Origin of the sequence: Thermoactinomyces daqus, from assembly GCF_000763315.1 — a bacterium.
Taxonomy (GTDB): domain Bacteria; phylum Bacillota; class Bacilli; order Thermoactinomycetales; family Thermoactinomycetaceae; genus Thermoactinomyces_A; species Thermoactinomyces_A daqus.
The window spans coordinates 213,742-238,201 of sequence record NZ_JPST01000003.1 but is presented as its reverse complement, the minus strand read 5'-3'; the positions used below and the strand labels follow the sequence as shown (position 1 = coordinate 238,201).

At 50.6% G+C, this 24,460-nt stretch carries 30 protein-coding genes; 17 read left to right on the top strand and 13 right to left on the bottom strand.

Annotated elements, in window-relative coordinates; translation table 11 throughout:
• Nucleotides 1–90 precede the first annotated feature (90 nt).
• The 3 genes from JG50_RS0101585 to JG50_RS17990 are packed head-to-tail and all read left to right on the top strand — an operon-like array spanning nt 91 to nt 1,015.
• A complete protein-coding gene (locus JG50_RS0101585; RefSeq protein WP_033099321.1) occupies nt 91–372 on the top strand; it encodes an autorepressor SdpR family transcription factor in 282 nt (93 codons plus the stop codon).
• Nucleotides 359–493 carry a DUF1648 domain-containing protein gene (locus tag JG50_RS20405; RefSeq protein ID WP_200880742.1) on the top strand — a complete coding sequence of 45 codons (135 nt, stop codon included), beginning with the start codon at nt 359–361 and terminating at the stop codon, nt 491–493. The genes JG50_RS0101585 and JG50_RS20405 overlap by 14 nt, the downstream gene beginning before the upstream one ends.
• Before the next feature lie 42 nt (nt 494–535).
• Nucleotides 536–1,015, top strand: coding sequence for an SdpI family protein (locus JG50_RS17990; protein ID WP_200880741.1), 480 nt, complete (start codon nt 536–538; stop codon nt 1,013–1,015).
• 181 nt (nt 1,016–1,196) lie between these two features.
• Here the strand turns inward: JG50_RS17990 and JG50_RS18540 are convergent, their stop codons facing one another.
• The gene (locus JG50_RS18540) at nt 1,197–1,829 is read right to left on the bottom strand and encodes a hypothetical protein (RefSeq protein WP_052153878.1); all 633 of its coding nucleotides are present in this window, start codon (nt 1,827–1,829) and stop codon (nt 1,197–1,199) included.
• 213 nt (nt 1,830–2,042) lie between these two features.
• Between JG50_RS18540 and JG50_RS0101570 the strand changes: the two genes are divergently transcribed.
• Together JG50_RS0101570 and JG50_RS0101565 are read left to right on the top strand one after the other, a co-directional pair.
• On the top strand, nt 2,043–2,267 hold the full coding sequence (locus JG50_RS0101570; RefSeq protein WP_033099320.1) for a cysteine-rich CWC family protein: 225 nt from the start codon (nt 2,043–2,045) through the stop codon (nt 2,265–2,267).
• Between the two features lie 92 nt (nt 2,268–2,359).
• The gene (locus JG50_RS0101565) at nt 2,360–2,869 is read left to right on the top strand and encodes a hypothetical protein (protein ID WP_033099319.1); all 510 of its coding nucleotides are present in this window, start codon (nt 2,360–2,362) and stop codon (nt 2,867–2,869) included.
• Between the two features lie 35 nt (nt 2,870–2,904).
• Here the strand turns inward: JG50_RS0101565 and JG50_RS0101560 are convergent, their stop codons facing one another.
• The 5 genes from JG50_RS0101560 to JG50_RS0101540 all read right to left on the bottom strand — a co-directional run bounded on the left by JG50_RS0101560 (nt 2,905) and on the right by JG50_RS0101540 (nt 6,886).
• The gene (locus JG50_RS0101560; protein WP_033099318.1) at nt 2,905–4,260 is read right to left on the bottom strand and encodes an MFS transporter; all 1,356 of its coding nucleotides are present in this window, start codon (nt 4,258–4,260) and stop codon (nt 2,905–2,907) included.
• 141 nt (nt 4,261–4,401) lie between these two features.
• Complete coding sequence (locus JG50_RS0101555; RefSeq protein WP_033099317.1) at nt 4,402–4,800, bottom strand: hypothetical protein; 399 nt, start codon at nt 4,798–4,800, stop codon at nt 4,402–4,404.
• A gap of 34 nt (nt 4,801–4,834) precedes the next feature.
• Nucleotides 4,835–5,374: an NAD(P)H-dependent oxidoreductase gene (locus JG50_RS0101550; protein WP_033099316.1), complete on the bottom strand. Its 540-nt coding sequence runs from the start codon at nt 5,372–5,374 to the stop codon at nt 4,835–4,837.
• 177 nt (nt 5,375–5,551) lie between these two features.
• Nucleotides 5,552–6,607: a sulfite oxidase gene (locus JG50_RS0101545; protein ID WP_033099315.1), complete on the bottom strand. Its 1,056-nt coding sequence runs from the start codon at nt 6,605–6,607 to the stop codon at nt 5,552–5,554.
• 3 nt (nt 6,608–6,610) lie between these two features.
• Complete coding sequence (locus JG50_RS0101540; protein ID WP_033099314.1) at nt 6,611–6,886, bottom strand: hypothetical protein; 276 nt, start codon at nt 6,884–6,886, stop codon at nt 6,611–6,613.
• Nucleotides 6,887–7,028: 142 nt separating this feature from the next.
• On the opposite strand from JG50_RS0101540, the gene JG50_RS0101535 reads away from it, so the two are divergent.
• Nucleotides 7,029–7,490 carry a cysteine dioxygenase gene (locus JG50_RS0101535; RefSeq protein WP_033099313.1) on the top strand — a complete coding sequence of 154 codons (462 nt, stop codon included), beginning with the start codon at nt 7,029–7,031 and terminating at the stop codon, nt 7,488–7,490.
• 40 nt (nt 7,491–7,530) lie between these two features.
• Here the strand turns inward: JG50_RS0101535 and JG50_RS0101530 are convergent, their stop codons facing one another.
• From JG50_RS0101530 to JG50_RS0101505, 6 genes are all read right to left on the bottom strand, one after another.
• A complete protein-coding gene (locus tag JG50_RS0101530; protein ID WP_052153898.1) occupies nt 7,531–8,328 on the bottom strand; it encodes an ABC transporter ATP-binding protein in 798 nt (265 codons plus the stop codon).
• Nucleotides 8,329–8,435: 107 nt separating this feature from the next.
• Nucleotides 8,436–9,215: an ABC transporter permease subunit gene (locus JG50_RS0101525; protein WP_052153877.1), complete on the bottom strand. Its 780-nt coding sequence runs from the start codon at nt 9,213–9,215 to the stop codon at nt 8,436–8,438.
• The gene (gene ssuD, locus JG50_RS0101520; RefSeq protein WP_033099312.1) at nt 9,202–10,359 is read right to left on the bottom strand and encodes an FMNH2-dependent alkanesulfonate monooxygenase; all 1,158 of its coding nucleotides are present in this window, start codon (nt 10,357–10,359) and stop codon (nt 9,202–9,204) included. Before ssuD ends, JG50_RS0101525 begins: the two co-directional genes overlap by 14 nt.
• A gap of 25 nt (nt 10,360–10,384) precedes the next feature.
• Nucleotides 10,385–11,356 (bottom strand): sulfonate ABC transporter substrate-binding protein, encoded by a 972-nt coding sequence (locus JG50_RS0101515; RefSeq protein WP_033099311.1) that lies wholly within the window; start codon nt 11,354–11,356, stop codon nt 10,385–10,387.
• Nucleotides 11,357–11,463: 107 nt separating this feature from the next.
• On the bottom strand, nt 11,464–11,658 hold the full coding sequence (locus tag JG50_RS0101510) for a YezD family protein (protein WP_033099310.1): 195 nt from the start codon (nt 11,656–11,658) through the stop codon (nt 11,464–11,466).
• On the bottom strand, nt 11,655–12,092 hold the full coding sequence (locus JG50_RS0101505) for an RrF2 family transcriptional regulator (RefSeq protein ID WP_033099309.1): 438 nt from the start codon (nt 12,090–12,092) through the stop codon (nt 11,655–11,657). Before JG50_RS0101505 ends, JG50_RS0101510 begins: the two co-directional genes overlap by 4 nt.
• A 315-nt stretch (nt 12,093–12,407) precedes the next feature.
• Between JG50_RS0101505 and JG50_RS0101500 the strand changes: the two genes are divergently transcribed.
• The 3 genes from JG50_RS0101500 to JG50_RS0101490 all read left to right on the top strand — a co-directional run bounded on the left by JG50_RS0101500 (nt 12,408) and on the right by JG50_RS0101490 (nt 15,255).
• Nucleotides 12,408–13,385: a 2-hydroxyacid dehydrogenase gene (locus JG50_RS0101500; RefSeq protein WP_033099308.1), complete on the top strand. Its 978-nt coding sequence runs from the start codon at nt 12,408–12,410 to the stop codon at nt 13,383–13,385.
• Nucleotides 13,386–13,533: 148 nt separating this feature from the next.
• Nucleotides 13,534–14,040, top strand: a complete 507-nt coding sequence (locus JG50_RS0101495) for a DUF1572 family protein (protein ID WP_033099307.1) — start codon at nt 13,534–13,536, stop codon at nt 14,038–14,040.
• Between the two features lie 45 nt (nt 14,041–14,085).
• Nucleotides 14,086–15,255 carry an aminotransferase class I/II-fold pyridoxal phosphate-dependent enzyme gene (locus JG50_RS0101490; protein WP_033099306.1) on the top strand — a complete coding sequence of 390 codons (1,170 nt, stop codon included), beginning with the start codon at nt 14,086–14,088 and terminating at the stop codon, nt 15,253–15,255.
• 44 nt (nt 15,256–15,299) lie between these two features.
• On the opposite strand, the gene JG50_RS0101485 is transcribed toward JG50_RS0101490, so the two are convergent.
• The gene (locus JG50_RS0101485; RefSeq protein WP_033099305.1) at nt 15,300–15,575 is read right to left on the bottom strand and encodes an Mpo1-like protein; all 276 of its coding nucleotides are present in this window, start codon (nt 15,573–15,575) and stop codon (nt 15,300–15,302) included.
• A gap of 187 nt (nt 15,576–15,762) precedes the next feature.
• On the opposite strand from JG50_RS0101485, the gene JG50_RS0101480 reads away from it, so the two are divergent.
• From JG50_RS0101480 to JG50_RS0101450, 8 genes are all read left to right on the top strand, one after another.
• Nucleotides 15,763–17,253, top strand: a complete 1,491-nt coding sequence (locus JG50_RS0101480) for a tagaturonate reductase (RefSeq protein ID WP_052153876.1) — start codon at nt 15,763–15,765, stop codon at nt 17,251–17,253.
• A gap of 141 nt (nt 17,254–17,394) precedes the next feature.
• On the top strand, nt 17,395–18,270 hold the full coding sequence (locus tag JG50_RS0101475) for an SDR family oxidoreductase (protein ID WP_033099303.1): 876 nt from the start codon (nt 17,395–17,397) through the stop codon (nt 18,268–18,270).
• Complete coding sequence (locus JG50_RS20840) at nt 18,263–18,394, top strand: hypothetical protein (protein WP_255517793.1); 132 nt, start codon at nt 18,263–18,265, stop codon at nt 18,392–18,394. Before JG50_RS0101475 ends, JG50_RS20840 begins: the two co-directional genes overlap by 8 nt.
• A gap of 52 nt (nt 18,395–18,446) precedes the next feature.
• Nucleotides 18,447–19,388: a class I SAM-dependent methyltransferase gene (locus JG50_RS0101470; RefSeq protein WP_052153875.1), complete on the top strand. Its 942-nt coding sequence runs from the start codon at nt 18,447–18,449 to the stop codon at nt 19,386–19,388.
• A gap of 105 nt (nt 19,389–19,493) precedes the next feature.
• Complete coding sequence (locus JG50_RS0101465) at nt 19,494–20,246, top strand: VanW family protein (protein WP_052153874.1); 753 nt, start codon at nt 19,494–19,496, stop codon at nt 20,244–20,246.
• A 287-nt stretch (nt 20,247–20,533) separates the two neighbouring features.
• Nucleotides 20,534–22,081: a fatty acid--CoA ligase gene (locus JG50_RS0101460; RefSeq protein WP_033099302.1), complete on the top strand. Its 1,548-nt coding sequence runs from the start codon at nt 20,534–20,536 to the stop codon at nt 22,079–22,081.
• 27 nt (nt 22,082–22,108) lie between these two features.
• Nucleotides 22,109–23,254: an acyl-CoA dehydrogenase family protein gene (locus JG50_RS0101455; RefSeq protein WP_033099301.1), complete on the top strand. Its 1,146-nt coding sequence runs from the start codon at nt 22,109–22,111 to the stop codon at nt 23,252–23,254.
• A 24-nt stretch (nt 23,255–23,278) separates the two neighbouring features.
• Complete coding sequence (locus JG50_RS0101450) at nt 23,279–24,457, top strand: CaiB/BaiF CoA transferase family protein (protein ID WP_033099300.1); 1,179 nt, start codon at nt 23,279–23,281, stop codon at nt 24,455–24,457.
• The last annotated feature ends 3 nt before the right edge of the window (nt 24,458–24,460 follow it).

The following is a 24,460-nucleotide window of genomic DNA, read 5'->3' as shown; positions in this document are numbered from 1 at the left end:
CGGCCGTCGTATAATTTACTATTTAGCTATATGGCTATATAATAATATTATGAACAGCCAGCAGAAAGCAATAACGGTTGGTGAACTTGTATGAATGAAAATGTATTTAAAGCGATGGCCGATCCGACGCGCAGGAAAATCATTGAATTATTGAAGGAAGGGCCCAAAACAGCCGGTGAGATTGCGACCCATTTTTCGCATGCACAACCGACCATCAGCCGTCATTTAAACGTGCTCAAAAATGCCAATCTGGTTGCAGACCAGCGAAACGGCACGTATATCATCTACCGGCTGAACACGACCGTGTTACAAGATTGGCTTGCGTGGCTTTTAGAACGCTTTGGAGGTAGTGGAAACGATGATGAAGAGTAAAGCGATTCCTTGGTGGGGTTGGGCTGCATGGATCTTGGTGATGGTATTGACAATTTTGGCTTATCCACATCTTCCGGCCGAAGTTCCGACGCATTTCAATTTGGCAGGGCAACCGGATTGATTCAGGCCGCGCCTTGTTGCCGTTCTCATTCAACCCGGAGCCATGTTGCTGGTTATTCTCTTATGGCATGTGCTTTGGAGAATCGATCCGAAAAAGAAAAACTACCGGGAATTTTGGCCCACTTACCGGTATATCGGCGGCATTACCGTCGTCTTTTTCGGATTGATCGCTCTCTGGTCTCTGGCCAGTGCCTTAAACATCGGGATTCCGCTGAAATTCGTGCCTGCGATGATCGGCCTTCTGATTCTTCTGTATTCAAATGTTTTGCCCCGGCTTCAACCCAACTGGCGAATTGGCATCCGGACGGCGTGGACTCTTTCCAGCGAAAGAAGCTGGCTTCGTACGCATCGGCTGGCGGGGAATCTGGGCATTCCCACCGGTCTGCTGATCATCGTTCTCGCATGGGTCCTGCCCTCCTCCATGGGGAACTGGGCCGTGCTGGGCCTGATTCTGTTGTGGTTGCTGATCGCGGTTGTGGCCTCCTATTTTTACGCCAAACCACCAACCATTTCCGATGATTGAGCTGCCGGTGGATGAGCGGGGACTCTCAGTTTGATTACACGCCCGAAAACAGGAGTCCGGCGGGATTGGTTTTTTCCAGGTCGTTGCGGAAAAACGCCAATCCCCTTCTGCTTAAGTTGGCCGCAGCCTCTGAAGGACTATTTGTCCTCCTTGGGTATACGATTTTCTCCTGCTTGTTTTTTTATATAAAATCCTCCTCCGATTTCCTCGTATTGATCCTTGTTTTTGACCGGGCAGAAATTACAACGACCGCCCGGTCTTTGCTTGTAGCATTCCAGGCATTTAATCGGTTTCTCCACGGTGATCCGCCCCTTGTCCCGCTGCAGCTGCGTTTCTGTATTGTTTTCAGGATGGCAGAAAACGATTCGCCGTGTTTAACGGAACAAGCGGTTAAAATGACAAACAGAAGATCGATCAACAAAACAGTATCGGTCGGATGATCATTCATGACCATGACTCCCAGCATCGCCCCCATCAAGCCACCCATGATTCCCGCCAGCATTCCGTCGATGACAGCGATCAGGCCATAGGGTCGTCCGGTCAAATAACCAACAGCCAAACCGAAAAGCGTCGCGACGGCGGTTGGCACAAACATGGTCATCTGCATGATTCCCAAGACTGTACCTGTCGTCAAACCGGACATCGTGGCGTTCGTCATCGCCGTCATCATGCCTGACATACAAGGGATTTTTCCTCTGTTTTTTGAGGCCAGACAGACCAACAAGCTGCTCAGGAGCACCGCCAGAACAAGGGAAGCGGCGTGAACGGCCAGTGGCAGCGCATCCGGGGTTGCTTGAGAGGACATGGAATGCATACGGTAATATTCAACCTCCTGTTCTTGTTGGAGAGCATGGCTGCTTCCAATCATTTAATAGTATGAATCATGATTATTTTATATAACTTTCTCTTGGACCGGTATAGCCCGAAAGAGTTATAAATGCGACCCAAGTTGAGAATGGACAAGACTGTTTCTGAATTTTACCGGTCGGTGGTATACTCAGATTGATGGTATCGGGAGGGGAAAGAAATGGAAGAAAATAACGGGCAGGCGCGAAACTGCCCCATCTGCGGCCGGGACAACGCGTGTGGTTATCTTTCGCGGCCGCCGCAGGAAAGTTGCTGGTGTACCGCTGAAACTTTTCCGCAGGAAATCTTTGGGCTTGTTCCTCCGGAGCAGTTGCATCAATCGTGCATATGCAAGGAATGTCTCACAAACTTCAGGAGGAAAGTTAAACCGGAAAACGGGATTTGAGGTTTTTGTCAAGTGGAGCAAGGAATTTATAATAGTGGATAACGGCTGTCTGGGCTGCCTGAGCTGAACATGTACATAAGGGGGGATCACAGGTGAAAAAAGGTGTTTTCTTTTTGATCCTGGGAATTGTCTCTATTTTCATAGTTGCTTGTAACACAAATCAAGTGGTCATCAAGGATGAAGCGAAAGCTCCTTCCGGTGCGGAGGCAACCAAAAAGGATGAAATGAAAATCCCCTTTCCGGACGGTGCTTCGGAAACAGGGGATGGAAAGCTGACGATCCAAACAGCGGACGGTGAAGCTGCGGACGGAGACATTCCGGTTCTGATGCTGGGGGAAGATGATCTGACCGTACAAACAGGATTTACAATTGAAAACTTTGCTGATGATAAAGACGTTTTTATTTTTGTGAATAAGCGCTGGTTGCAAACGGAGCACGGGGGCAAGATGTTCCAGGGAACACTGGCTCTGGAAAAAGACCCGAGCATGCTCAAGCCCGGTACATATACGGTCACTGCCGTTCAATATGAGGGAAATGACCCGGTTCACGGGAAAGTGATTGAGTTTCACCAGGCGAAGTTTGCAGTAAAAGCGGGTCAGTAAGGGGCAACACCTTAAAGCGAAAAAAGAAACCCTCGTCAATCTTGGCGAGGGTTAAATTTTAAGCTCATCCAGACACTGGCCAGTGAGGAGACGATGAGTGCATACCCCATCCATTGCAGGTGGCCGGGACTTATTTTCGTGCCGAATACCAGTCCCAGCAGAACCGACGACAGGATGCAACCCATATAGCGGCATGTTTGAAAAAGTCCGGACGCCAAACTGGTCATTGAGGGAGGGGCGACCATCAGCAGGGCAGATTGCAGGCATACGTTCGTGATTCCGTAACTGAGGCCCATGATCGCCAAAGCAAAGGCCATCCCATACAACGGCAGGTGAACGAAGACAAAGGTTAACAGCAAAGCTCCGCCAACCATCAAGAAAGAGCTGATGATCAGAGGGGTTTTTACGCCGGAACGGTCAATCCATTTTCCCATCACCGGATAAATCAAGGCACCGAATCCGGCATTGAACAGCATGAGCAGCCCGCTTGTTTTCACATCCAGGTTCATTGCCTCCTGAAAGTAGGTGGGCAACCCAAAAAAAATCGAGTAGTTATAAATGTTCAAGACGATAAACTGAAGGTAAACCCAGCTCAGCAAGGGGTTGGTTTTAAACAGCCGAAGCTGTATAAACGGTTTTTCCACGTGAAGTTCGCGGTAGATGAATCCGGCGAGCAGGAGAATTCCCAGAATTCCGGACAGCGGATGGGCTTGGGTTTTAAAGGAAAGCAAAAACCAGAGCAAGAAGACCATGGAGGCCGCAAATAACAAGATTCCGGGCAGATCCAGTTGTTTCACTGTTTGCCGGAAGGAGGGCCGCTCCTTGTCGCGGTCGGGCGGCAGGTAGAACCAGCCCAGCAGGAGACTGATCAAAATGACCGGGATGTTCACCGTAAAAATCGCCGGCCAATCGCCCAGATCAATGAGAAATCCGCCGATGGTGGGACCGAAGGCGGCGCTTCCGGTGGCGAATAAAGAGATGATCGCCAAGGCGGAAGCCTGCTTTTCCGTGATATATTCCCGGATCATGCCCATGCCCGAGGGGTAAATGGAACAACTGCCAAAAGATTGGATCAGCCGGGCCAGGATGAGAATGAGAAAAGTCGGGGCCCACGGAGCTGACAAAGCCGACAGGGCGACCAAAAGCAAACCGATGAGAAAAATATTCTTGCGGCCCAGTTGATCACCGACTTTGCCCATAACGGGCTGACCGATGGCGCTGGCCAGATAGTAGGAGGAGATCAGCCAGGAGACCGTCGTAAATGAAAGGTGAAAATCCTGCTGAATGCGGTGAAGGGCCATGGAAATCATTGACGAGTTAAGCGGATTTAGCAAGGTCCCCGATGCGATGGCGATGAGAAAGAGGAGGCGGTTCGGTTTTTTGCCGTTCATTTTGTTTCACCACGGACAGTAAAAACAGTGATAAAAATGAAGTTCTCCATGTTTTCGATCTCCTTTGTCAGTGATGGAAAAACCCCCCTTAAAGGGATGTCAGAACGATTTCGGGCCCTTTAAGGGGAGTACTTTAAAATTCTATTTTTTTTGCTGCATTTGGCGCAGCATTTTCCGGTACTCATCATCATCGATGTGATCTTTTTTTGCTGGTTTTTCCGGTTTTGTCATCGCGGACAAACCACGTCGCAGCGCTTCGCGGTATTCCTGGTCTGTCTGCCTGGAAATCTCTTGTTTGGTAGAGGTTGTTCTCGGAGCCACCTTGGTTTTTGTCTCCACCTTGGGCTTCGATTGATCCATGGCCGCCGCGGAATCCGGTTCTTCTGCGGAAACCGGGTCCGGTTTGGACTGGAGGGTGGGATTCTCAGCTGATGTCACTCTTTTTTTGTCTTTGTCTTTGTTTTTGACAGCTCTTACGTTAAAGATAATCAAAAAGAGAATCCCAACCACCATTAAGAGAATGATGATTACTAATCCCATCGATTTCACTCCTGACGTTATTGGATCAAATGAATTAACCGTGAAGTTTTTTTGCTACTTCCGCTACACGGCGCCCCAATGCACGTCCAAGAGCCTGGTCTGATTCGGTGGGCATATTTTTTGGTGCATCTTCGCTGTCTTCCACCGGACAGGTTACCGCCACCCCATAGTATGAGCCATGCAAAACGTTTTCCGGCACGTTGCTCGGCAGACCGACAATGATCATTCCGTTATGCATCATCGGGGTGATCAAGTTCCACAGCGTCATTTCCGCACCGCCGTGCAAAGTGGCCGTGGTGCAGAAGGCGGCGCCCACTTTTCCAACCAGTTTTCCGGCTGCCCACAGGTATCCCAGCTTGTCGATCCAGCTTTTTAAGCCGGCGCTGATGGTGCCAAAGTGACCCGGGCAACCCCAGATCAGGGCATCGATATCATGCAAATCGCGAACGTCCGCTTCGTTCACATGTTTGACGAACACTTCTGCACCTTCAATTTCCTGTGCGCCTTGTCCGATCGCCTTGGCCAGTACCTCTGTATGTCCGCTTTCGCTATCGTAAACCACGTATACTTTCATCGCAAAAACTCCCCTTATGTCAGATGTATAGTTCTACTATTTGATTTAGTAAACAGGTTTTATTCTAACATGATCTTACGGGTTGCGAAAGAGTGAACGGGAACTGTTTCTGAATTATACAAAAATTGATGGGTGAATGGCAGAAAAAAGGGGGGTTTTGGCGAAGGGGCATTTTTTTCACTCAACCTTGACGCGGACTTTAAATATACCGTTGTATCCGTATCCTTTCCGGTTCCAGACGGGTTCCATCGGCTGGGTTCGCCCCTCTGAATCAGTCGCGCGTGACATGATGGTAAATTCTCCTTCACATTTGGCTTCCCATAAGAACTCCCAAAAAGTCCAAGCGTAGGGGTGCTGCGGTTCTGAGTGCAATGTTGCCGGGTGCCAGGATCGGCCGTTGTCCGTGCTTATCTCCACCTTTACAATCCTTCCTTCTCCCGTCCAGGCAAATCCTTTGATTTTGTTTATTCCCTTTTTCACTACATCATAGTCTTGCGGCTGCTGAATGATTGAATTCACTTTCATCGTTGTGACCGGGGTTTTGCCTTCATCTGTATCGTCATGGGGGTAGTAGACGTAATCTTCTGTCTGGAAAAAACCTTGAAAGGGGTGGTCGATGGCTGTTATTTTCGAAAGCCATTTTACGGAAGCCATGGCATACCAGCCGGGGACGATCAAGCGAAAGGGGTATCCGTGTTTGAAGGGAAGGGGTTTTCCGTTCAATTCATAAGCAATGATGGTATCCGAGTGCAGTGCCTTTTCCACCGGCAGGCTGCGGGCATAGGAGGTTCCGTCGGGGCTTTGGTCAATGGCCGAAAAGACGATTTCTGTTGCCGTCGTTTTGAGCCCCGCCCGTTTAAGAAGAGAGGCAAGAGGCACTCCTTTCCACCGGCCCTGACTGATGGCCCCCTTCTGCCATTGAACGCCGTAGACCCTGGGTGAGTAAGATGTTCGCCGGTTGCCGGCACACTCCAAGGGAACGACAAGGGTTTTGGACGGCCATGACAACAAATCTTCATAGTCCAGCGTCAAAGGATGATCGACCAGCCCGTTGAGATGAAGGGTGGCGGGAATGTCGGCGGCAGAGGGATAAGGAAAGTGATTCCGTTTATACATCAATTCCACCGGAGTGATCCAGTCTTCCACAAAATGAACCGGTGTTTCCTGATTTTCGGGATTGAGGCTCACTGTGAGCGGATAAGGATGGTTTTTTCTGCCGTTTTGTTGATTCATTTTTCATTCCTCCTGACAAGCGTATTGTTCAATTTTTGAGAAGAGGCAACGGAGAAAGTTGACCTGGATTTCATCTTTCTGATCCATGGCGTCATGGAGACAGGAAACGATGACCGTTTTGAGGAAGCGATATTCCGCCGGCGTGAAGAGAATGTCGGGAAATCTGATTTTGCCCAGAATGGAAGTGATCAGGGATTGTTCCTCACGACACACATGGATTTTGATTTTTTCCAGATGCCTCAGCAGAAAGTATCGTTCTTTCAAATTGATGTAACCCATCACGTTCACCCTTTCAAAATGGAACGAACCAAGGTGTCAAAAACAGCATATTCTGAAGATGATCAATCAGACATTAAATCTTGACTAATTAAGTAAATATTGTAAAGAAAGTGATCATTTCCGTTTGATGGAGGGAAGAGAAATGGATTTTTTAAGGCAGATTAAAGAGGTACTGTCCAAGGTGGAACACCCGGGATTCCGTGAACTGACAGAAGCGGTACAGGCCATCGGGTGTACGCGTGAAAAAATCCTCCCTTATGTGACCAGCCCCGACGGGAATCCGTACGGGAGAAATGTGGTCTACCGTTCGGATTTCGTCGAGGCGGTTGTGATTCATATCCCCGGAATGAAACAAACACCGATCCATAATCACGGTTGCTCCATCGGATGCGGTCAGGTGGTGGAAGGAAATTTGATTAACCATTTGTACGTTCTGGAAAAAGAGGACGAACCGTTTGCTTATGAGCAAAACCGTTACGGGCCTGGCCAATTCTTTTTTGCCACGCAAGGGCAGATTCATAAAATGCGCAATCCTTCCACGCAGAGGCTTGTCACCTTCCACTTGTATTCTCCGCCGTTACAAGAGATGAAAATCTATAAATAAAATGGGGAGGCGGTACTGACCCTGTTTTCGGACAGCAGGGTTAGGATGAAGCTTTATCCGTTTTGGAAGTGACCAAGTTCAGGGTTTGCGACTTTTGCCGGTCCGTTGAGGCCATTACCTGGTCAAGGATGGTGCCGACCAGCGAAGCAAAGAGCGGATTGTTCCGCTGTCGCGGCCTGGGCAGAGGAATACGGATATCCATTCCCACTTTCCCGTCTCGCAGCATGATGACCCGGTCAGCCAGGATGACGGCTTCCTCGACATCGTGAGTAACCAGGAGAGCCGTGAATCGTTGTTCTTGCCAAAGCTTTTCAATTAACCGCTGCATTTCAATCCGTGTCAGGGCATCCAGAGCGCCCAATGGTTCATCGAGCAAAAGAAGGCGGGGATTGCTTGCGAGAGCCCGTGCCAGGGCGACCCGTTGACGTTGCCCGCCGGAAAGGACTCCAGGCCATTGCTTCCCGTAACCGGCCAAACCGACCTGCTCCAGGATGCGGGCTGTTTTTTCCGTTCTGCCGTTTTGGTCCCGGATGCCGAGCGCAATGTTGGCAAAAACAGTTCGCCACGGCAAGAGGCGGGGTTCCTGAAACATGATTCTGGCGGCGTCGTTCAGCCCGGAGATGGCTTTTCCTTCCTGCATAATCACGCCGCCGCTCGGTTCTTCCAGTCCGGCAATCAGGCGAAGCAGCGTGCTTTTCCCGCTGCCGGAACGGCCGACGACAGCGAGAAATTCGCCCCGTTGAACGAGAAGATCGATGTTGTTCAAGATCAGGCGATTGTCAAATTGTTTTTTTAACCCCCGAATGTCCAGCGTTGTTCCTGAAACTTTGCGGTTCAGTTGAAACACCCCCTGATGATGTCAGAAAATATTCATGTCCTTGCGGCACAGTCGAAGAGACCGGGGGATGCCATGTTCCTGCCTGCAACCCATTTTTTGCGAGAAAGCTAACCGTTTACCCGCCAGCGCAGGCAGCGTTTTTCCAAAGCTTTTGCCACAAGATCAGCCAGTTTGCCGAGCAGGGCATAGAGCAAAATGCTTAAAACCACCACATCCATCTGCATAAACTCCCGTGCGTTCATCGCCATATAGCCGATTCCCGAGTCTGAGGAAATGGTTTCCGCTACGATCAGCGTCAGCCACATAATCCCCAGGGCATAGCGGAATCCGATGAGAATGGATGGCAATGCATTGGGCAGGATAATGTGCCAAAAAAGAGCCCTCTTTGTCAGGCGGAAAATTTTTCCCATCTCCAGCAGTCCGGGATCAACACTGCGAATGCCATGAAAAGTATTCAAATAGATCGGGAAGAACACACCCAGGGCCACGAGGAACAATTTTGATTCTTCACCGATTCCGAACCACATGATGGCCAACGGGATCAGGGCCAGATGAGGGATATTTCGCAACATCTGCACAGTGGAATCGAGGATTTTTTCCGCAAATCGAGAAATTCCGTTTAAAAAGCCCAACACCAGGCCGATGCTTCCGCCGATTGCCAAACCGAGCAATGCGCGGACGGCACTGTCATCAATGTGATGAATCAATTCTCCCGAACGGGCCAGGTGAATGGCCGTCCGGATCACGGTGACGGGGGCCGGAAGGGTTTCCGTGGAAATCCAGCCCATGCTGCTGAAGATTTGCCAAAGGATTACCAAAATGGCCGGGAGAGACCAGGACAGAAGGGCATCCATCTTTGTTCGCCATCGGAAATTACTCAGCTTCATGGGCAACACCTTCTTTTTCCCGGGGGAAATGGTCATTTGCCACGATTTCGCCAAAGGGACTGTAAACATGAGGATGAGAAGCAGGCGGATTATTGGTTAAAGGTAATTCCGGGAAGAGCAATTCGGCGACCCGATAGGCTTCTTCCAGGTGGGGATAGCCAGACAGGATAAACGTTTCTATCCCCAGGTCCGCATATTCCCGCATCCTTTCTGCCACGGTGCGTGGATCCCCGACAAGAGCTGTTCCCGCACCTCCACGAACCAGTCCGATGCCCGCCCATAAATTGGGGCTGATTTCCAAATCGGTTGTTTTTCCGTTGTGAAGCCGGGTCATCCGTTGTTGTCCGACAGAATCATAACGGGCAAAAATACGCTTTGACTTCGCGATCGCCTCGTCGTCAACATAGCGGATCAAACGCTCAGCTGCCGCCCAGGCTTCTTTTTCCGTCTCCCGGACGATCACATGCAAACGGATGCCGAAGCGCAATGATCTTCCCTGTTTGGCAGCCAGTTTCCTCACTTGTCCGATTTTTGCCTCTACTTGTTTCGGGGGCTCACCCCATGTGAGATAAACATCGGTATGTTTGGCCGCGACTTTCATTCCCGCCGGTGAAGACCCTCCGAAGTAAAGGGGGGGATACGGGGTTTGCACAGGCGGAAAAATCCGTTTGCCGCCGGAAATTTTCAAATGTTTTCCGGTGAAGTAAACATCTTCTCCCCGCATGATTTCCCGCCAGACGGTCAGGAACTCGTCCGTTAACTCATAACGGGTATCGTGATCCAGATGCAGGCCGTCACCGGCTAATTCGACTGGATCTCCGCCTGTTACGATATTGATGAGCAGACGGCCCGCGGATAAGCGGTCAAACGTGGCTGCCATTCGCGCGGCAAGCGTGGGAGAGATCAGGCCGGGACGGACAGCGACCAGAAATTTCATTCTCTCTGTGGCAGACAATAAAGAGGAGGCGACAATCCATGCGTCCTCGCAAGACCGTCCGGTCGGCAGCAATGCTCCGCTGTAACCGAGATGGTCAACCGCTTGGGCCAATTGTCTCAGATACGGAAATCCAATGGCGCGTCCGCCTGATGCGGTAGCCAGATACCGACCGTCTCCGTGTGTGGGGATAAACCAGAATATTTGCATGATTATCATCCTTTCTCAAAAAGAGTTATGATTTTTGCTCCCGCCAAACGACGTCACGAACCTGAATCGATTTGGGAATCAGGCCAATGCGCAGAAAAGTATTGGCGATCTGCTGTTGATCGTCGATAATGGATTGATTGATCGGTTCGATTCCATACTCAGCGCGCTGAATCGCCAGGTTGACCGGCTTCAGGTCCATCCCGATCTGTTTGGCCAAGAGCCGGGCGGTTTGATCGGGATTCCGGTTAAACGAATCGGCTGAATTTTTCAGCTCATCGACAATGATCCCGATCACGTCCCCGTGCTGCGCAGCATAGTTTTTTGCCGCAAGATAATAAGAGCGGTTGGACGTATATCCATGAGCATCCGTCAACGTTCTGGTTTGCAGACTGGTTTCGGCATCCGCATAATAAGGGTCCCAAATAACCCAGGCATCGACGTTTTTTTCGGCAAAAGCAGCCCTGGCATCGGCCGGTGCCAAATAAACCGGTTGGATGTCGCTGTATGTCAGTCCCGCTTTTTCCAATGCCCTGACCAACAGATAATGGACGTTGGAACCTTTGTTCAGTGCCACTTTTTTCCCTTTCAGGTCCCTGATGCCGCGAATCGGGGAATCTTTGGGAACGATGATCGCCTCCGCTTCGGGCCGCGGCGTTCCGGCTGCGAAATAGACGAGCGGAGCATTCGCTGCTTGCGCGAAAATCGGGGGTGTATTTCCGGTTTCGCCGATATCAATGCTGCCGACGTTCAGGGCTTCCAGCAGCTGCGGACCGGCCGGAAACTGAATCCACTTCACCTTGATTCCGCGGGATTTCAAACGTTTTTCCAATGTTCCGCGGGCTTTCAAAATGCTCAATATGCCGAACTTCTGATAGCCGATGCGGATTTCGTTTTGCCTGTCGTCGGAATCAGCCGGCTGGCAACCGATTGTCAGCGAAGTGAACAAAACGATGAGAAGGGCGATGGAAAAGAACCTCAGTGTCTGTTTGATGCGCATGATGTATTCACCTCATCTCGCCGAAAAATGAAAAAGGCCCCAAAACCCTCAGTTCGATGATGAGGGACGGGGCCTCCGGTGGTCCGGTCGGCATCGAATGGTCTCTCCTATTTTTTATTTGCCGCGCTGGCATGTTTTTTGGACAAGGATGAAGCTTCGGACGGAAAGCGATGTTTTTCGGTTCTTTCAATTTGCACGATATTGGAATCGTGAACGGTGATCAGAACCGTGCCGTATTGAAGACCTTTCAACGCTTCCCAAATGCGGTGGATTTTTTCATCCGGGAACGAAATTGGCTTCATGCTTTTTTCACTCTCCTTTCCTCTCTTGGAATGCGGCCTTCCAGCAAATCCTCCAGCGTCGTATTTTCCAGAAGCCGGGCGACGGTATCGCGGATCAGGGTCCACAGCGGTTTTAACAGACATCCCTCTTCCAGGGGACATGGATCATAAGCGGTAACACTGACACAACCCATCGGTGCCAATGGCCCTTCCAGCTGTCGGATCACCTCACCGATCACGATTTGGTCAGGAGGCTTGCGCAGTGCGTATCCTCCCCGAATTCCCCTTTTGCTTCTGACATAACCGAGGTTTTTGAGCTGGAGGAGGATCTGCTCCAGATAATTGACAGGAACCAACGTTTTTTCGGCGATTTCACCGATGGAGATGACGCCGGAATGCTGCCCCAGAAGGATCAGAGCACGCAATGCATATTCTCCACGGGTAGAAACTTTCATTTTCTTGTCTCCTTCTAAGCGGAGTTGGTACAGTAAACCGTCACGCCGCGATGTTTAATTTCTATAATACCAAGTGTATTAGTCGACTTTTGGGTGAATGTCTCATATATATGTTCTTTGGCGATGGTTTATACTTGGACAATATTTCCTTAACTCAAATTTATTATAATATTTCGCGTCAGTCAATCATTATTTTGTCATTTCCTATCAAATTACTATGTTTTAAAATAGGAACTAAACAGGACGAACGCATGTCATTGAAAACAAGAATAGAGTTATAATGGCCTTAGAAAAGAGCTTAAGAGGGGGAGAAAGATGAAACCGCATGTATTTCTGGCAAGACGCGTTTCGAAAGAGGCTGAAGCATATATTGCCGAACATTGTACATACCGGAAATGGGAAAAAGACACCCCAATTCCCCGCAGCCAATTGCTCCGGGAAATTGCCGATGCGGAGGGTTTGCTCATCAGCGGCGGGAAGATTGACGATGAGCTGCTTCAGCATGCCCCCAAACTGAAAGTTGTCAGCAATATGTCCGTCGGTTACAACAATTTTGATCTTGAGGCGATGAAGAGGAGAAATGTGCTCGGAACCCATACCCCCCACGTCTTGGATGAAACCGTGGCCGATCTGGCATTTGCCCTGATTTTATCGGCGGCCAGGCGCGTCCCGGAATTGGATCGCTTTGTAAAAGAGGGAAAATGGACCAATGGGGACGATACGCATTTGTTCGGCGTTGATGTTCATGGCCGGACGCTCGGGATTATCGGGATGGGCCGCATTGGGGAAGCGATTGCCAGACGCGGAAAGCTCGGGTTTAACATGGATGTGCTTTACTTTAACCGAAGGCGCAAGCCCGATGTGGAAGAAAGATTGGGCGTCCGCTACTGTGAGTTGGAAACCCTTTTGAAGCAGGCTGATTTTATTGTGTTGATGGTTCCGCTGACCGCGGAAACAAAGCACATGATCGGGCGTGAACAGTTTGCCTTAATGAAGGAATCGGCTATTTTTATCAACACTTCGCGGGGCAAGACCGTGGATGAAGCCGCATTGATCGAAGCGCTGGAAAATAAACGGATTCGTGCCGCCGGACTGGACGTTTTTTACCAGGAACCGGTTCCAGCCGACAACCCGCTGTTACGCATGCCCAATGTCGTCACACTCCCGCATATCGGTTCAGCAACAGCGCAAACGAGACATAAGATGGCCATGTTGGCTGCCAAAAATCTGGTTGCCGCTGTCACCGGCCAAACGCCGCCCAACGTGGTCGAAGAATTAAAGGATTTGCTTTAAACAGCGGGCAAGTTTCCGACGGGGTCAATTTTTATCAACCCGGCAAGCAACTGGAAAGCTCGCCGGGTATTGGTGAACTCTTGTGCGGATGACTTTGACAGGGAAGTGTCAGATCTGCTCTTCCGCAGAGGCGAAAGGAGAAAACCGGATGGATGCAGAGAAGGCTCCGCTGCGGTTGTATCAAAAAAAGCTGGAAAGCACGTTGGAGCGGGCAAAAGAGTGCATTGTCCGACTGAATGATGAGGACATCAATTGGTGTCCGAACCGGGAGAGCAACAGCATCGCTTGGCTTGTTCTGCATATGGCAGGGAATCTGGCATTTTTCTTGAATGAGACGATAATGGGAAAAGAAGTGGATCATGAACAATTCCGGCCGCGGAAGCTGACGAAAGAGGAAACACTGGCCTTGCTGGAATCTTCTTTCAGTGATGCGATCCGTGTCCTGGATCAGCTTCCGCCGGAAAAAGCCGGGCAATCCGTCAGATTTCGGGGAAAGCTCATTCCGGTTTCGGATCTGGTATTCAATACGGTTGTTCATCAGGCGGAGTATGCCGCGCAGATTATCTGTCTCGCCAAACAGAGGCTTGGTGCCTCCTATCAACGATTAACGTCGCCGTATTTGGTATTCTCCGGCGGGGACTGGCAACTGGATTGAACGGGTTGTGATTGACAATTAAATGATCGGAATGGAGGAAAAGAGATGAAATCACATCGCTTACATACATTGCCGCAGGGAATCTTCAAAAAATTGGCTGAACATAAAGAACAGATGAAACGGCAGGGGAGATCGATCATCGATTTGAGCATTGGCAGTCCTGATCTTCCTCCACATCCGGAGATTTTGGATGCGTTGTCAGGTTGGGCCGCTGATCCGTCCGCCTACGGTTATACCCTGAAGGCCCTGCCGTCTTTCAATGAAGCTGTTGCTGACTTTTACGACAAGCGCTATAAAGTGGCGATTGATCCGAATCATGAAGTATTGCAGCTCAGCGGGACGCAGGACGGGCTTTCGCAATTGGCGCTCTCCTGTATCAACCCCGGCGATCTCGCCCTGATTCCGGACCCTGCCTATCCGATTTATGAGATTGGTGTTCTGCTGGCCGGGGGACGGGTCATCCGGCTTCCGCTTAAGCAGGAAAACCGTTATCTTGTTGATTTTTCCTCTCTCCCCGGCGAAGTGTTGGAACGGGCGAAACTGTTATACCTGAACTACCCCGGCAACCCGATCCCGGAGATGGCTCCTTTGTCTTTTTTTGAAGAAGTTGTTTTTTATGCGAAAAAATACGATATCAAAGTGATCCATGATTTCGCTTATTCCGAGCTGGTCTATGACGGTCGGCGGGCCCACAGTTTCCTGTCCGTGCCCGGGGCAAAAGAGGTGGGTGTTGAATTCAACTCGTTATCGAAAACATTCAGCATGGCCGGATGCCGCATCGGTTATATGGCGGGCAATCAGGAGATGGTTGAATCGCTCGCAAGCCTTATGTCCCATACACACTACGGGATTTTCCTTCCTGTGCAGAAAGCGGCCGAAAAAGCTTTGCGGCAAGGGGAAATCCTGTTTCGGGATCATGTGAACACTTATCAGCGAAGAAGAGATTTCCTGGTGCAGCGGCTGAGAGAAGCTGGCTGGGAGGTTTCACAGCCGCCGGCAACGATGTTTATTTGGGCCCGGATTCCGTATGCGGTCTCATCCATGGAATTTTGCGAGGAGTTAATGGAGGAAACGGGAGTGGTTCTGGTTCCAGGAGAGACTTTTGGAAAACAGGGAGAAGGGTATGTGCGAATCAGCCTGGTTCAGCCGGAAACATTGCTGGATGAAGCGGTGCGAAGAATTAAGGGGTTTTTGGAAGTAAAAGCGGGAGCATGACCAAGTGACCCTGCCGCCGTGTTGATATGGGCAGGGTTATTATCTCACCTCTTGCCTTTTATTAATTTTCGCAGGAAATAGATCGGCCCCACCAGCAAATAAACGGGATTGGAAAAGAAAGTCGGTTTTTTTCCTTCAAACATGTGTCCGACAAATTGAAAAATCCAGCCGACGACGAACAAGAGCAGCGCCAGTTTCCATTGGAAGAAAAAGCAGGGAAGCGAGATGATGATCAAAGGAATGCCAATGGCATGCGTCATTTTATTCACAGGATGTTGATGGTTCTGATGATATTTTTCCAACATTTTAGAAAAATCCATTTTCATACTCCTTTCCTTGGAAACTATATATTTTTATTATGAAATATTTCACAGGGATCAGCAACCGGCAAAATAGAGAATAATCTTAATTCAACAGAGATTTGTTACAATATTTGTACAGGAATTTTCGTCATCGCGGGATGACAGGAGACACGCAATCCGCGTTGACAAAAAAGGAGAAGAAAAAGTGAAACCCATTTTGGGCAAAGAGTGTTTAACCGATACAGAAAGAAGAGCGTATGAACAGATGAAAAAAAGCCCGGTCAAAGTGCTGCAGATCGGCGAAGGGAATTTTTTGCGCGGGTTTTTTGACTGGATGATTCACTCTTGCCGGAAGCAGGGGCTTTTTTCGGGAAGCATTGCCGTCATACAACCTCGTCCTTCAGGCCGGCACAAACTGGAGCAATTATGCCGTCAGGACGGGATTTATACTCTGGTGATCCGGGGAATGGAGAAAGGAGAATGGGTGGAGCAGAGGGAGAGGATTGCTGTTTTTTCCACCTTGGTTGACCCTTATGAAGATTGGCCGGGCTTTTTGGCCATCGCCGAAAAGCCGGAACTAGAATGGGTTGTGTCGAACACCACCGAAGCAGGGCTGGTTTATCAACGGATGGAGTGGAACCCGGAGAAACCGGCCGAATCTTTTCCCGGAAAGCTGACTCATTTTCTGTACCGGCGTTACCTTCATTTTGCCGGTGATCCCGGGAAAGGCCTGATTCTTCTCCCTTGTGAACTGGTGGATCGCAACGGCGATGAGCTGAAAGCGTGTGTGCTACGTCATGCCAGGGACTGGGGGTTGCCCGGTGCTTTCCTTCAGTGGGTCGATTGCCATAATCGCTTTTTAAATTCGCTGGTGGACCGGATTGTCACCGGTTATCCCCATACGGAAGCGGAGCGGTGGTTTGATGAATGGGGCTATCGCGATGAATTGCTGAACACGGCGGAGCCTTACCATTTTTGGGCGATTGAAGGGGAACCCGAACTGGAGTGCAGGCTTCCGTTGCGACAGGCCGGGCTGAATGTGGAGTGGGTTGCGGATTTGCGGTCTTTTCAATTGCGAAAAGTGCGCATTTTGAACGGTGCCCATACACTGATGGCGCCGCTTGGCCTGTTATACGGATGCAGTCTGGTAAGGGAAGTGATGGAGCACCCCGAGCTCAGCCGCTTTGTCCGGGAGACGGTGGAAACGGAAATCATCCCTTCACTTCCGCTGGATCAGCAAAAAATGAAAAAGTATGCCAAAAGCGTGTTTGAACGTTTCGCCAATCCCTGCATCGAACATCGGCTCTCCGATATAGTGCTGAACAGCGTCAGCAAGTTCAGGGTTCGCCTCTTGCCTTCGCTTCAGTCTTTTCTGGCTGAACAAGGCCGGCTTCCGCAAGGCATTGTGCGGGCTCTTGCCGGCTTAATCCGTTTCTTTCAAGTGCGGAAGGAAGGGGAGGAATATATCGGAACCAATTTGGCGGGGCAGGATTATACGGTTCGGGATGACTGGGAAATCCTTGCTTTTTTCCATGCGCAATTCGCTGGCTGTTCTGTTCGGAATATTTCACAAAAGGAGCGGGTTGGGAGAATTTTGGGCAATGAGCGATTATGGGGGGGAGATTTGACACAGGTGGATGGATTGCCGGAATCGGTGTTGCAACATCTGGCACGGATGGAGCGGGAAACGACGTGAACACCCGCTGTTAAAAACAAAAGCAATTGCAGAATAAAAAAAGAAATCAGCCTCCGTGCGTACCGGGGCACGAATTGGCGGGGTATAAGAGGGTGGCGTTTTGGACAACCTAAGGATATAAAGAGCGAAGGAGGAAAGAAATTGTCCAAACAAAGTCAAACGAAGTCCAAGCCCATTCTTCCGCCGCAGCATCAGGAGAGGCGACCCGGACTGGAAGCGGAAATGGATCCGCGGCCGGTGTTTGATCGGCCCGACCGCCCCGGGTGTGGCAAACTTGCGGGAAAAGTGGCTTTGATCACCGGAGGGGACAGCGGGATCGGCAGGGCGGTCGCCGTGGCTTTTGCCAAAGAGGGGGCTGATGTGGCGATTGTTTATTTGAATGAAGAGAGCGATGCCGCGGAGACAAAACGGTATGTGGAAGGGTTGGGCCGGCGATTGTTGGCGTTTGCCGGTGACATTGGCGACGAATCGTTTTGCGGACAGGTTGTCACCGAAGTGGTGAGAGAGCTGGGCCGGCTGGACATTCTGGTAAATAATGCTGCTGAGCAGACACCGCAGTCGGGAGTGGAACAGATTACTCAGGCTCAGCTGGAAAAAACGTTCCGAACGAATCTCTTTTCGTTTTTTTATTTTGTCAAGGCCGCTTCCCCGCATTTAAAGCAAGGAAGCGCCATTATTAACACAACTTCAGTGACTGCTTACAAGGGAAATGAGCAATTAATCGATTACTCGGCAACGAAGGGAGCGATTGTCTCATTTACCCGTTCATTGGCGCTCTCCCTGGTGAAAAGGGGAATTCGCGTCAATGGCGTGGCCCCGGGGCCAATCTGGACGCCGCTGATTCCGTCCACTTTTCCGGCCGACCAGGTGGCCAAGTTCGGCACCGATACCCCGATGGGAAGACCCGGACAACCGGTGGAACTGGCCCCGGCCTATGTTTTTCTGGCATCGGATGATTCTTCTTATATGACCGGGCAGATTCTCCATGTGAATGGCGGAGAGATCGTGAATGGTTAAAAAAGAGATGGTGATGGAATGGTGTTCCGAATCTGTTCAGAATGCCATTCCATTTTTTTTGCTTGCCTCGGCCGATTGTCGGGAGAACATAATGCAAGAAAAAGAACATATGAATGAAAAATGATCTTCTCATTGATTGCCTGGTTATTCTCCTTAATGGGAGGTGGAAAGGACTGATGAGCCATAAGAGGCGAAAAAGCGCCCGGGCGAGTAAGACGGCTGAGTTCGTCGCTTTTTTTCGGGCGCTGGAGTATTCCTTTCCGAAAGAGAGGCGCTTGTTTGAAGACCCGTTTGCAGTGAGATTTTTAAGCCTTCCCTTGCAGGTGGCTTCCTGCCTGTCACGGGTACCGTTGTTCGGGAAAGTGGTTCCCTTTCTCGTCGATTGTTTTGGCCCGGGGGCAAGAGCATCCGGGGTGGCCCGCACCCGGCTGATTGATGATCATCTGACAAATGCATTGGAAAAAGGAATTGAACAAGTGGTCATATTGGGCTCGGGATATGACAGCCGCGCTTATCGGATTGCGGATATTGAGCGGGTGCATGTTTTTGAAGTGGACCAACCGCAAACCCTGTCGGTCAAGCAAAAAAAGCTGAAGCGGGTGCTCAAGCGCCGGACGCGGAAAGTGACGTTTGTAGAGACGGATCTGAATGTTCAAAAATTGGAAGATACGTTGCTGAAGGCGGGATTTGATTTAACCCGGCCCGCCTTTTTCATTTGGGAAGGGGTGACCAACTATCTGATTGAACAAGCGGTCGATCTGACGCTGCGATTTATCAGCACGGCGGCGCCGGGGAGTTTTATCCTTTTTACCTACGTCCATAAGCAGGCGATTGACACATTGGCAAGCAGCCCGGAGACGCGGCGGATCTACCGGTTGCTGACATGGATTGATGAGCCGTGGACGTTCGGGATGGTTCCCGAAGAACTTCCCGCCTATCTGGAATCACACGGGCTGAAGCTGGTGGAAGATGTCAATTCGGTTGAATTTCGGAAACGCTACATGAATCCGGGTGGTCCCCATATGAACGCATACCGGTTTTACCGGGCGGCTCTGGCCGAAGTGAAAAACAAAGGCGATGAGCCGCAAGTGCGCTTTTTTCGATCCTTTTTTCATTGATCGCGGTTTCCGGCAAAGCCCATTTTCCCCATGCGGGAATCTGGGCTCTTTACATTTTTTTGATGGATGGGGAGAAAATTACCTTTAGCAGGAAGGAGGTTGAAGATGAAGCGCTGGGCGATTTTTATTCTGTGTGCGCTTTTTTTGGGATCCGGCTGTGCGTTGAAGCAAAATCAAACCGGGAACCAGGCTCCTCCGAAGCAAACGGAAGTGAGCGTTCCGACAAGGGACGGGAGGCTGGAAACGCTTGATTTGCTCAATACGGGAGACAAGCTTCTCGCTTCCTATGCAACTTTTTTTGACCAGACCAAGACGAATCGCGTCCACAATATCCAACTGTCAAGCGAGGCGATTAACGGCCATGTGCTGAATGTGGGAGAGGTGTTTTCCTTTAATCAGGTGGTGGGAAAGCGGACGCCTCAACGCGGATATTTGCCTGCTCCGGAGATTGTGAAAGGAGAGTATACGGAAGGAATCGGCGGCGGGGTCTGCCAAACCTCTTCCACTTTGTACAATGCCGCGGATGCTGCCGGGTTGCGCATTATTGAACGGGTGAGCCACAGTCATGTTGTTACATATGTGCCGAAAGGAAGGGATGCCACTGTTTCCTGGAAAGAACCTGATTTCAAGTTTCAAAATCAATTAAACGTTCCAATCAGAATTGCGGCGAAGACTCAAAACGGGAGAATCACAGTGGCAATCTATGCTCCAGCTCATGTTAATGCGCTGAGGCGGAAAGTAGCCGCTCCGCCAACCACACTGCCGGAAATCATCCGCGTCACCCCGGATGAGCCGATGTCTCTCGATCCGAAAAAAATAAAAAGAGAGTTGCAAAATCCGCTGCGGATTCCACAGTAAAAAGTTAAGTTTGGACTCTTCCGAGGTTGTGGATTGGTGCCGCTTTTTGCTTCCGGCTCCCTGGTTGTAAAGGTTGCCGCAGAATAGTACCGATCCCCTTTGAAAGATAAAACAAGCTGGGCTGGGTTTGCGGGCCCGGCTTTTTCTTTCAGAAGTTAACGACACAGTTTTTCATTTTTTGTTACAATAATCATAGAAATGGTTTCATAATATAAAGAAATTAATGAATAGTGATTTGAAAAAGAATCAGGAGAGATCAGGCGATCCGATTTGGGGGAGGGAACCAGATGCATCCTACCATTGGGCGGATGTTTGAGCAAACAGTCAGCAAATTTCCGCAGAAGGAAGCGGTTTATGATGTCAGGAAGGGACGGCGTTTGACGTACAGAGAGTGGGACCGTGAGGTGAACAGGGCAGCCAATGCTTTTCTGGCAGCCGGTGTGCGCAAAGGGGACAGGGTTACTGCGTACCTTTATAACACGGAAGAGCTGGCCACTTCCCTCCTCGCTTGTGCCAAGATCGGCGCCGTTTTCAATCCGGTCAATTTTCGCCTGTCTGCTGAGGAAATCGCGTTTATTTTACAGGATGCCGAACCGAAAATCGTGTTGTTTGAACAGGCTGTTGAGCCCTGCGTTGCCGCGGTTCACAAAGGCTTCCCGGGAACCGCCTTCTGGTTTATTGACTCTGATCCTCCTGACTATGCGGTTGATTATCATCAGCAGGTTCTCGCTGCGTCCGATACCCGGCCCGATGCAGATGTATCGGAAGAGGATCTCTACGCGATCATGTATACCAGCGGGACGACCGGAAAGCCCAAGGGCGTCATGCACTCCCACCGGACTATGGTGGAGCAGGGTATGATTGTGATCGGAGCCAAACGGCTGACGGCGAAAGATCGTGGATTGACCGTCGCGCCGATGTTTCACTGTGCCGAACTGCACTGTTGCTTTTTGCCCCGTGTTATGGTCGGCGCCAGCCAGGTGATCATGCATCATTTTGCTCCAAAACAAGTATGGCAGATTGTTGCTGATGAGAAAATTTCCTACTTTTTTGCTGCTCCGACCATGTGGAATATGTTGTTGCAGGAGAAATTTGACTACAATCGTCTGGGATCTCTGCGCCTCGGTTTTTACGGAGGGGCTCCGATGGCTCCGGCACTGGTGCGCTCCTGCCGGGAAAAGTTGGGCATTGATCTGATTCAGGCTTATGGCATGACGGAAATGGGGCCTGCGGTCACCTTTTTATTCGAGGACGAACAGCTGAGCAAGGCGGGATCAGCCGGGAAAGCGTGCCTCGGCCATGAAATTCGCGTGGTCCAAGTGCGGGAAGGAGCGCCGTCAGAACCGGATGATGTGCTGGAACCTGGAAATGTCGGCGAAATTATCATGCGCGGGCCGTGCATGATGATGGGGTATTACAAACGGGAAGAGGCTACAGCCAGAGCGATGTACAAAGGCTGGTACCATTCTGGGGATTTGGGTTATGTCGATGAAGACGGCTATCTGTGGGTCGCCGACCGGGTGGATGACATGATTACCAGCGGTGCAGAAAATATTTATCCTCGGGAAGTGGAGGATTTGTTGCATGAACACCCCGGGGTGCTGGATGTGGCTGTCCTGGGAGAAGCGGATGAGAAGTGGGGGCAGCGGGTGGTGGCTTATGTGGTCAAAAAAAATCCGGATCTCACGGCCGATGAATTGGATCGCTTTTGCCAGGAAAGCGGAAAGCTGGCCCGGTACAAACGGCCCCGGAGATATGTTTTTGTCGGACAACTTCCGCGCAATGCCAGCGGTAAGATTCAGAAGTTTCTATTAAGGAGTGGATCGTGGCAATAAACAGCCCGAATGAGGGAGGGGAGAGGAATGAACCATCCGTACCTGACAGAAGATCACCAGCTCTTTCGCCAATCCCTGCGCAAATTTCTGCAAAAAGAGGCGGCTCCCTTTTATGATCAGTGGGAGAAGAATCGCGAAATTCCCCGCTCTTTCTGGAGAAAAATGGGGAATCAAGGGTATCTGTGTCCGGGTCTGGAGGAGCAATACGGCGGTTCGGGAGTCGACTGGGGCTACTCTGTGGTGATCAATGAGGAATTGGAACGCATCGGTTCCGGACTTGTCGGGATCGGACTTCATAATGATATCGTCGTTCCTTACATCGTTGCCTACGGTACGGAGGAGCAGAAACGCCGTTGGTTGCCGGGATGCGCCAACGGGGATATTATCACGGCCATCGCCATGACCGAGCCGGGAGCGGGTTCCGATCTGGCTAACATTCAGACGAGCGCGATCCGCGACGGCGACGAATTTGTGATCAATGGGCAGAAAACTTTTATCACCAACGGAATTTCAGCGGATCTGGTTCTCGTTGCCGTCAAGACCGATCCCGATGCAAGGCCCAAACATACAGGAATCAGCCTCATTTTGGTGGAACGGGGTACTCCGGGATTTTTCAGGGGAAGAAAGCTGAACAAAATGGGGCTTCACTGTCAGGATACGGCGGAACTCATTTTTGATCAATGCCGGGTTCCGGCCGTAAATTTGCTGGGGGAAGAAGGAAAAGGATTTGCGTACATGATGGAAAAGCTGCAACAGGAGCGCCTGGTGGTAGCGATCTGTGCACAGGTGGCGGCGGAAGAGATGCTCAGGATGACCATTGATTATGTAAAAACGCGCAAGGCGTTCGGACAACCGGTCAGCCAATTTCAAAACACACAGTTCAAAATTGCCGAAATGGCGACAGAGATTGAGGTGGGGCGGGCGTTTCTCGATCAATTGATTGCCGCACACATGGCAGGAGAAGATCTGGTGACCCGGGTATCGATGGCCAAATGGTGGCAGACGGAAATGGCCAAGCGAGTGGCTGCCGAGTGCCTGCAACTCCATGGCGGGTATGGATACATGGAAGAGTATCCGATCGCGCGCCGTTACCGCGATATCCCGGTTTCCGCCATCTATGCGGGCACCAATGAGATCATGAAAACCATTATCGCCAAACGCCTCGGTTTATGAGAAGCGAAAGAGGGGGATTCGCAAGTGCCATTGCCGCTTTCATCTCTGCGTGTGCTTGACCTGACCCGCCTGTTGCCAGGGCCGTATTGTACCATGCTTTTGGCGGACTTTGGCGCGGAGGTGATCAAGATTGAAGAGCCCGGCCTGGGCGATTACGCCAGGTGGTACGGGAACGAATGGAACGGGGAAAGTGCGCTCTTCGCCTCTCTCAACCGCAATAAAAAAAGCGTCACCCTTAATTTGAAGACAGAGGCAGGCAAGAATATTTTCCGGGAAATGGTGCAGCGGGCAGATGTTGTAATCGAATCCTTCCGTCCAGGTACGATGGAGCGACTGGGGCTTGGATATGATGCCTTGAAAAAAATCAACCCCGGGTTGATCTATTGCGCCATTACCGGTTATGGTCAGGACGGCCCGTATGCCGACCAGGCAGGGCATGACCTCAATTACATCAGCTATGCCGGGTTGTTGGCATTGCAAGGTGAAAGAGAAGGAAAACCGGTTCTGCCCGCGGTGCAGATTGCCGATCTCGGGGGCGGGGCAATGATGGCGGTCGCTGGAATTCTTTTGGTCTTGCGTGCCCGTGATCAGACCGGAAGGGGACAACTGGTGGATATTTCAATGTTGGACGGGGTTATTTCCTGGATGCAGACAATTCTCCCGCATTATCTGGCGACAGGGAAGGAACCGGTACGGGGGGAATTGCCCCTGTCGGGCGGGCTGGCTTGTTACAGCGTTTATGAAACGGCAGATCATCGGTATTTGGCAGTGGGTGCGCTCGAGCCCAAGTTTTGGAAAACCTTTTGCCACGGAATCGGCAGGGGAGATCTGATCCCCCGTTTACAGGCAACGCCAGCGGAACAGGAGGAGATGAAAAAGATCATTGCCGCCGCGATCAAAAAACAGACGCTGTCGCACTGGATGAATGTTTTTGCCGGAAAAGACGCCTGTGTCTCACCGGTTTTGAATATGGATGAAATGGTGCGTGACCCGCAGGTGCTCCATCGCCGGATGATCGAGGACACGAAACATCCCTCAGTCGGAAATGTCCGGCTTCCGGGGATTCCGATCAAACTGTCGGAAGCGGTGGGGACGATCCGCTCTTTTGCTCCCTCCTTGGGTGAGCATAACCAAGAGTATTTGCAGGAATTGGGGTATAACGAGGAACAAATCTTGCGTTTTCGGGAGGAAAACATTATTTAGAGA

Coding starts and splice junctions, on each gene's coding strand:
- JG50_RS0101465 (WP_052153874.1), top strand. CDS start 19,494: ATGAAGCGCTGGGCGATTTTTATTCTGTGTGCGCTTTTTTTGGGATCC.
- JG50_RS0101515 (WP_033099311.1), bottom strand. CDS start 11,356: ATGCGCATCAAACAGACACTGAGGTTCTTTTCCATCGCCCTTCTCATC.
- JG50_RS0101560 (WP_033099318.1), bottom strand. CDS start 4,260: ATGAACGGCAAAAAACCGAACCGCCTCCTCTTTCTCATCGCCATCGCA.
- JG50_RS0101470 (WP_052153875.1), top strand. CDS start 18,447: ATGAGCCATAAGAGGCGAAAAAGCGCCCGGGCGAGTAAGACGGCTGAG.
- JG50_RS0101535 (WP_033099313.1), top strand. CDS start 7,029: ATGGATTTTTTAAGGCAGATTAAAGAGGTACTGTCCAAGGTGGAACAC.
- JG50_RS20840 (WP_255517793.1), top strand. CDS start 18,263: ATGGTTAAAAAAGAGATGGTGATGGAATGGTGTTCCGAATCTGTTCAG.
- JG50_RS0101495 (WP_033099307.1), top strand. CDS start 13,534: ATGGATGCAGAGAAGGCTCCGCTGCGGTTGTATCAAAAAAAGCTGGAA.
- JG50_RS0101545 (WP_033099315.1), bottom strand. CDS start 6,607: ATGAATCAACAAAACGGCAGAAAAAACCATCCTTATCCGCTCACAGTG.
- JG50_RS0101455 (WP_033099301.1), top strand. CDS start 22,109: ATGAACCATCCGTACCTGACAGAAGATCACCAGCTCTTTCGCCAATCC.
- JG50_RS17990 (WP_200880741.1), top strand. CDS start 536: ATGTTGCTGGTTATTCTCTTATGGCATGTGCTTTGGAGAATCGATCCG.
- JG50_RS0101485 (WP_033099305.1), bottom strand. CDS start 15,575: ATGGATTTTTCTAAAATGTTGGAAAAATATCATCAGAACCATCAACAT.
- JG50_RS0101505 (WP_033099309.1), bottom strand. CDS start 12,092: ATGAAAGTTTCTACCCGTGGAGAATATGCATTGCGTGCTCTGATCCTT.
- JG50_RS0101550 (WP_033099316.1), bottom strand. CDS start 5,374: ATGAAAGTATACGTGGTTTACGATAGCGAAAGCGGACATACAGAGGTA.
- JG50_RS0101540 (WP_033099314.1), bottom strand. CDS start 6,886: ATGGGTTACATCAATTTGAAAGAACGATACTTTCTGCTGAGGCATCTG.
- ssuD (WP_033099312.1), bottom strand. CDS start 10,359: ATGCAAATATTCTGGTTTATCCCCACACACGGAGACGGTCGGTATCTG.
- JG50_RS0101555 (WP_033099317.1), bottom strand. CDS start 4,800: ATGGGATTAGTAATCATCATTCTCTTAATGGTGGTTGGGATTCTCTTT.
- JG50_RS0101500 (WP_033099308.1), top strand. CDS start 12,408: ATGAAACCGCATGTATTTCTGGCAAGACGCGTTTCGAAAGAGGCTGAA.
- JG50_RS18540 (WP_052153878.1), bottom strand. CDS start 1,829: ATGCATTCCATGTCCTCTCAAGCAACCCCGGATGCGCTGCCACTGGCC.
- JG50_RS20405 (WP_200880742.1), top strand. CDS start 359: ATGATGAAGAGTAAAGCGATTCCTTGGTGGGGTTGGGCTGCATGGATC.
- JG50_RS0101585 (WP_033099321.1), top strand. CDS start 91: ATGAATGAAAATGTATTTAAAGCGATGGCCGATCCGACGCGCAGGAAA.
- JG50_RS0101460 (WP_033099302.1), top strand. CDS start 20,534: ATGCATCCTACCATTGGGCGGATGTTTGAGCAAACAGTCAGCAAATTT.
- JG50_RS0101490 (WP_033099306.1), top strand. CDS start 14,086: ATGAAATCACATCGCTTACATACATTGCCGCAGGGAATCTTCAAAAAA.
- JG50_RS0101525 (WP_052153877.1), bottom strand. CDS start 9,215: ATGAAGCTGAGTAATTTCCGATGGCGAACAAAGATGGATGCCCTTCTG.
- JG50_RS0101570 (WP_033099320.1), top strand. CDS start 2,043: ATGGAAGAAAATAACGGGCAGGCGCGAAACTGCCCCATCTGCGGCCGG.
- JG50_RS0101510 (WP_033099310.1), bottom strand. CDS start 11,658: ATGAAGCCAATTTCGTTCCCGGATGAAAAAATCCACCGCATTTGGGAA.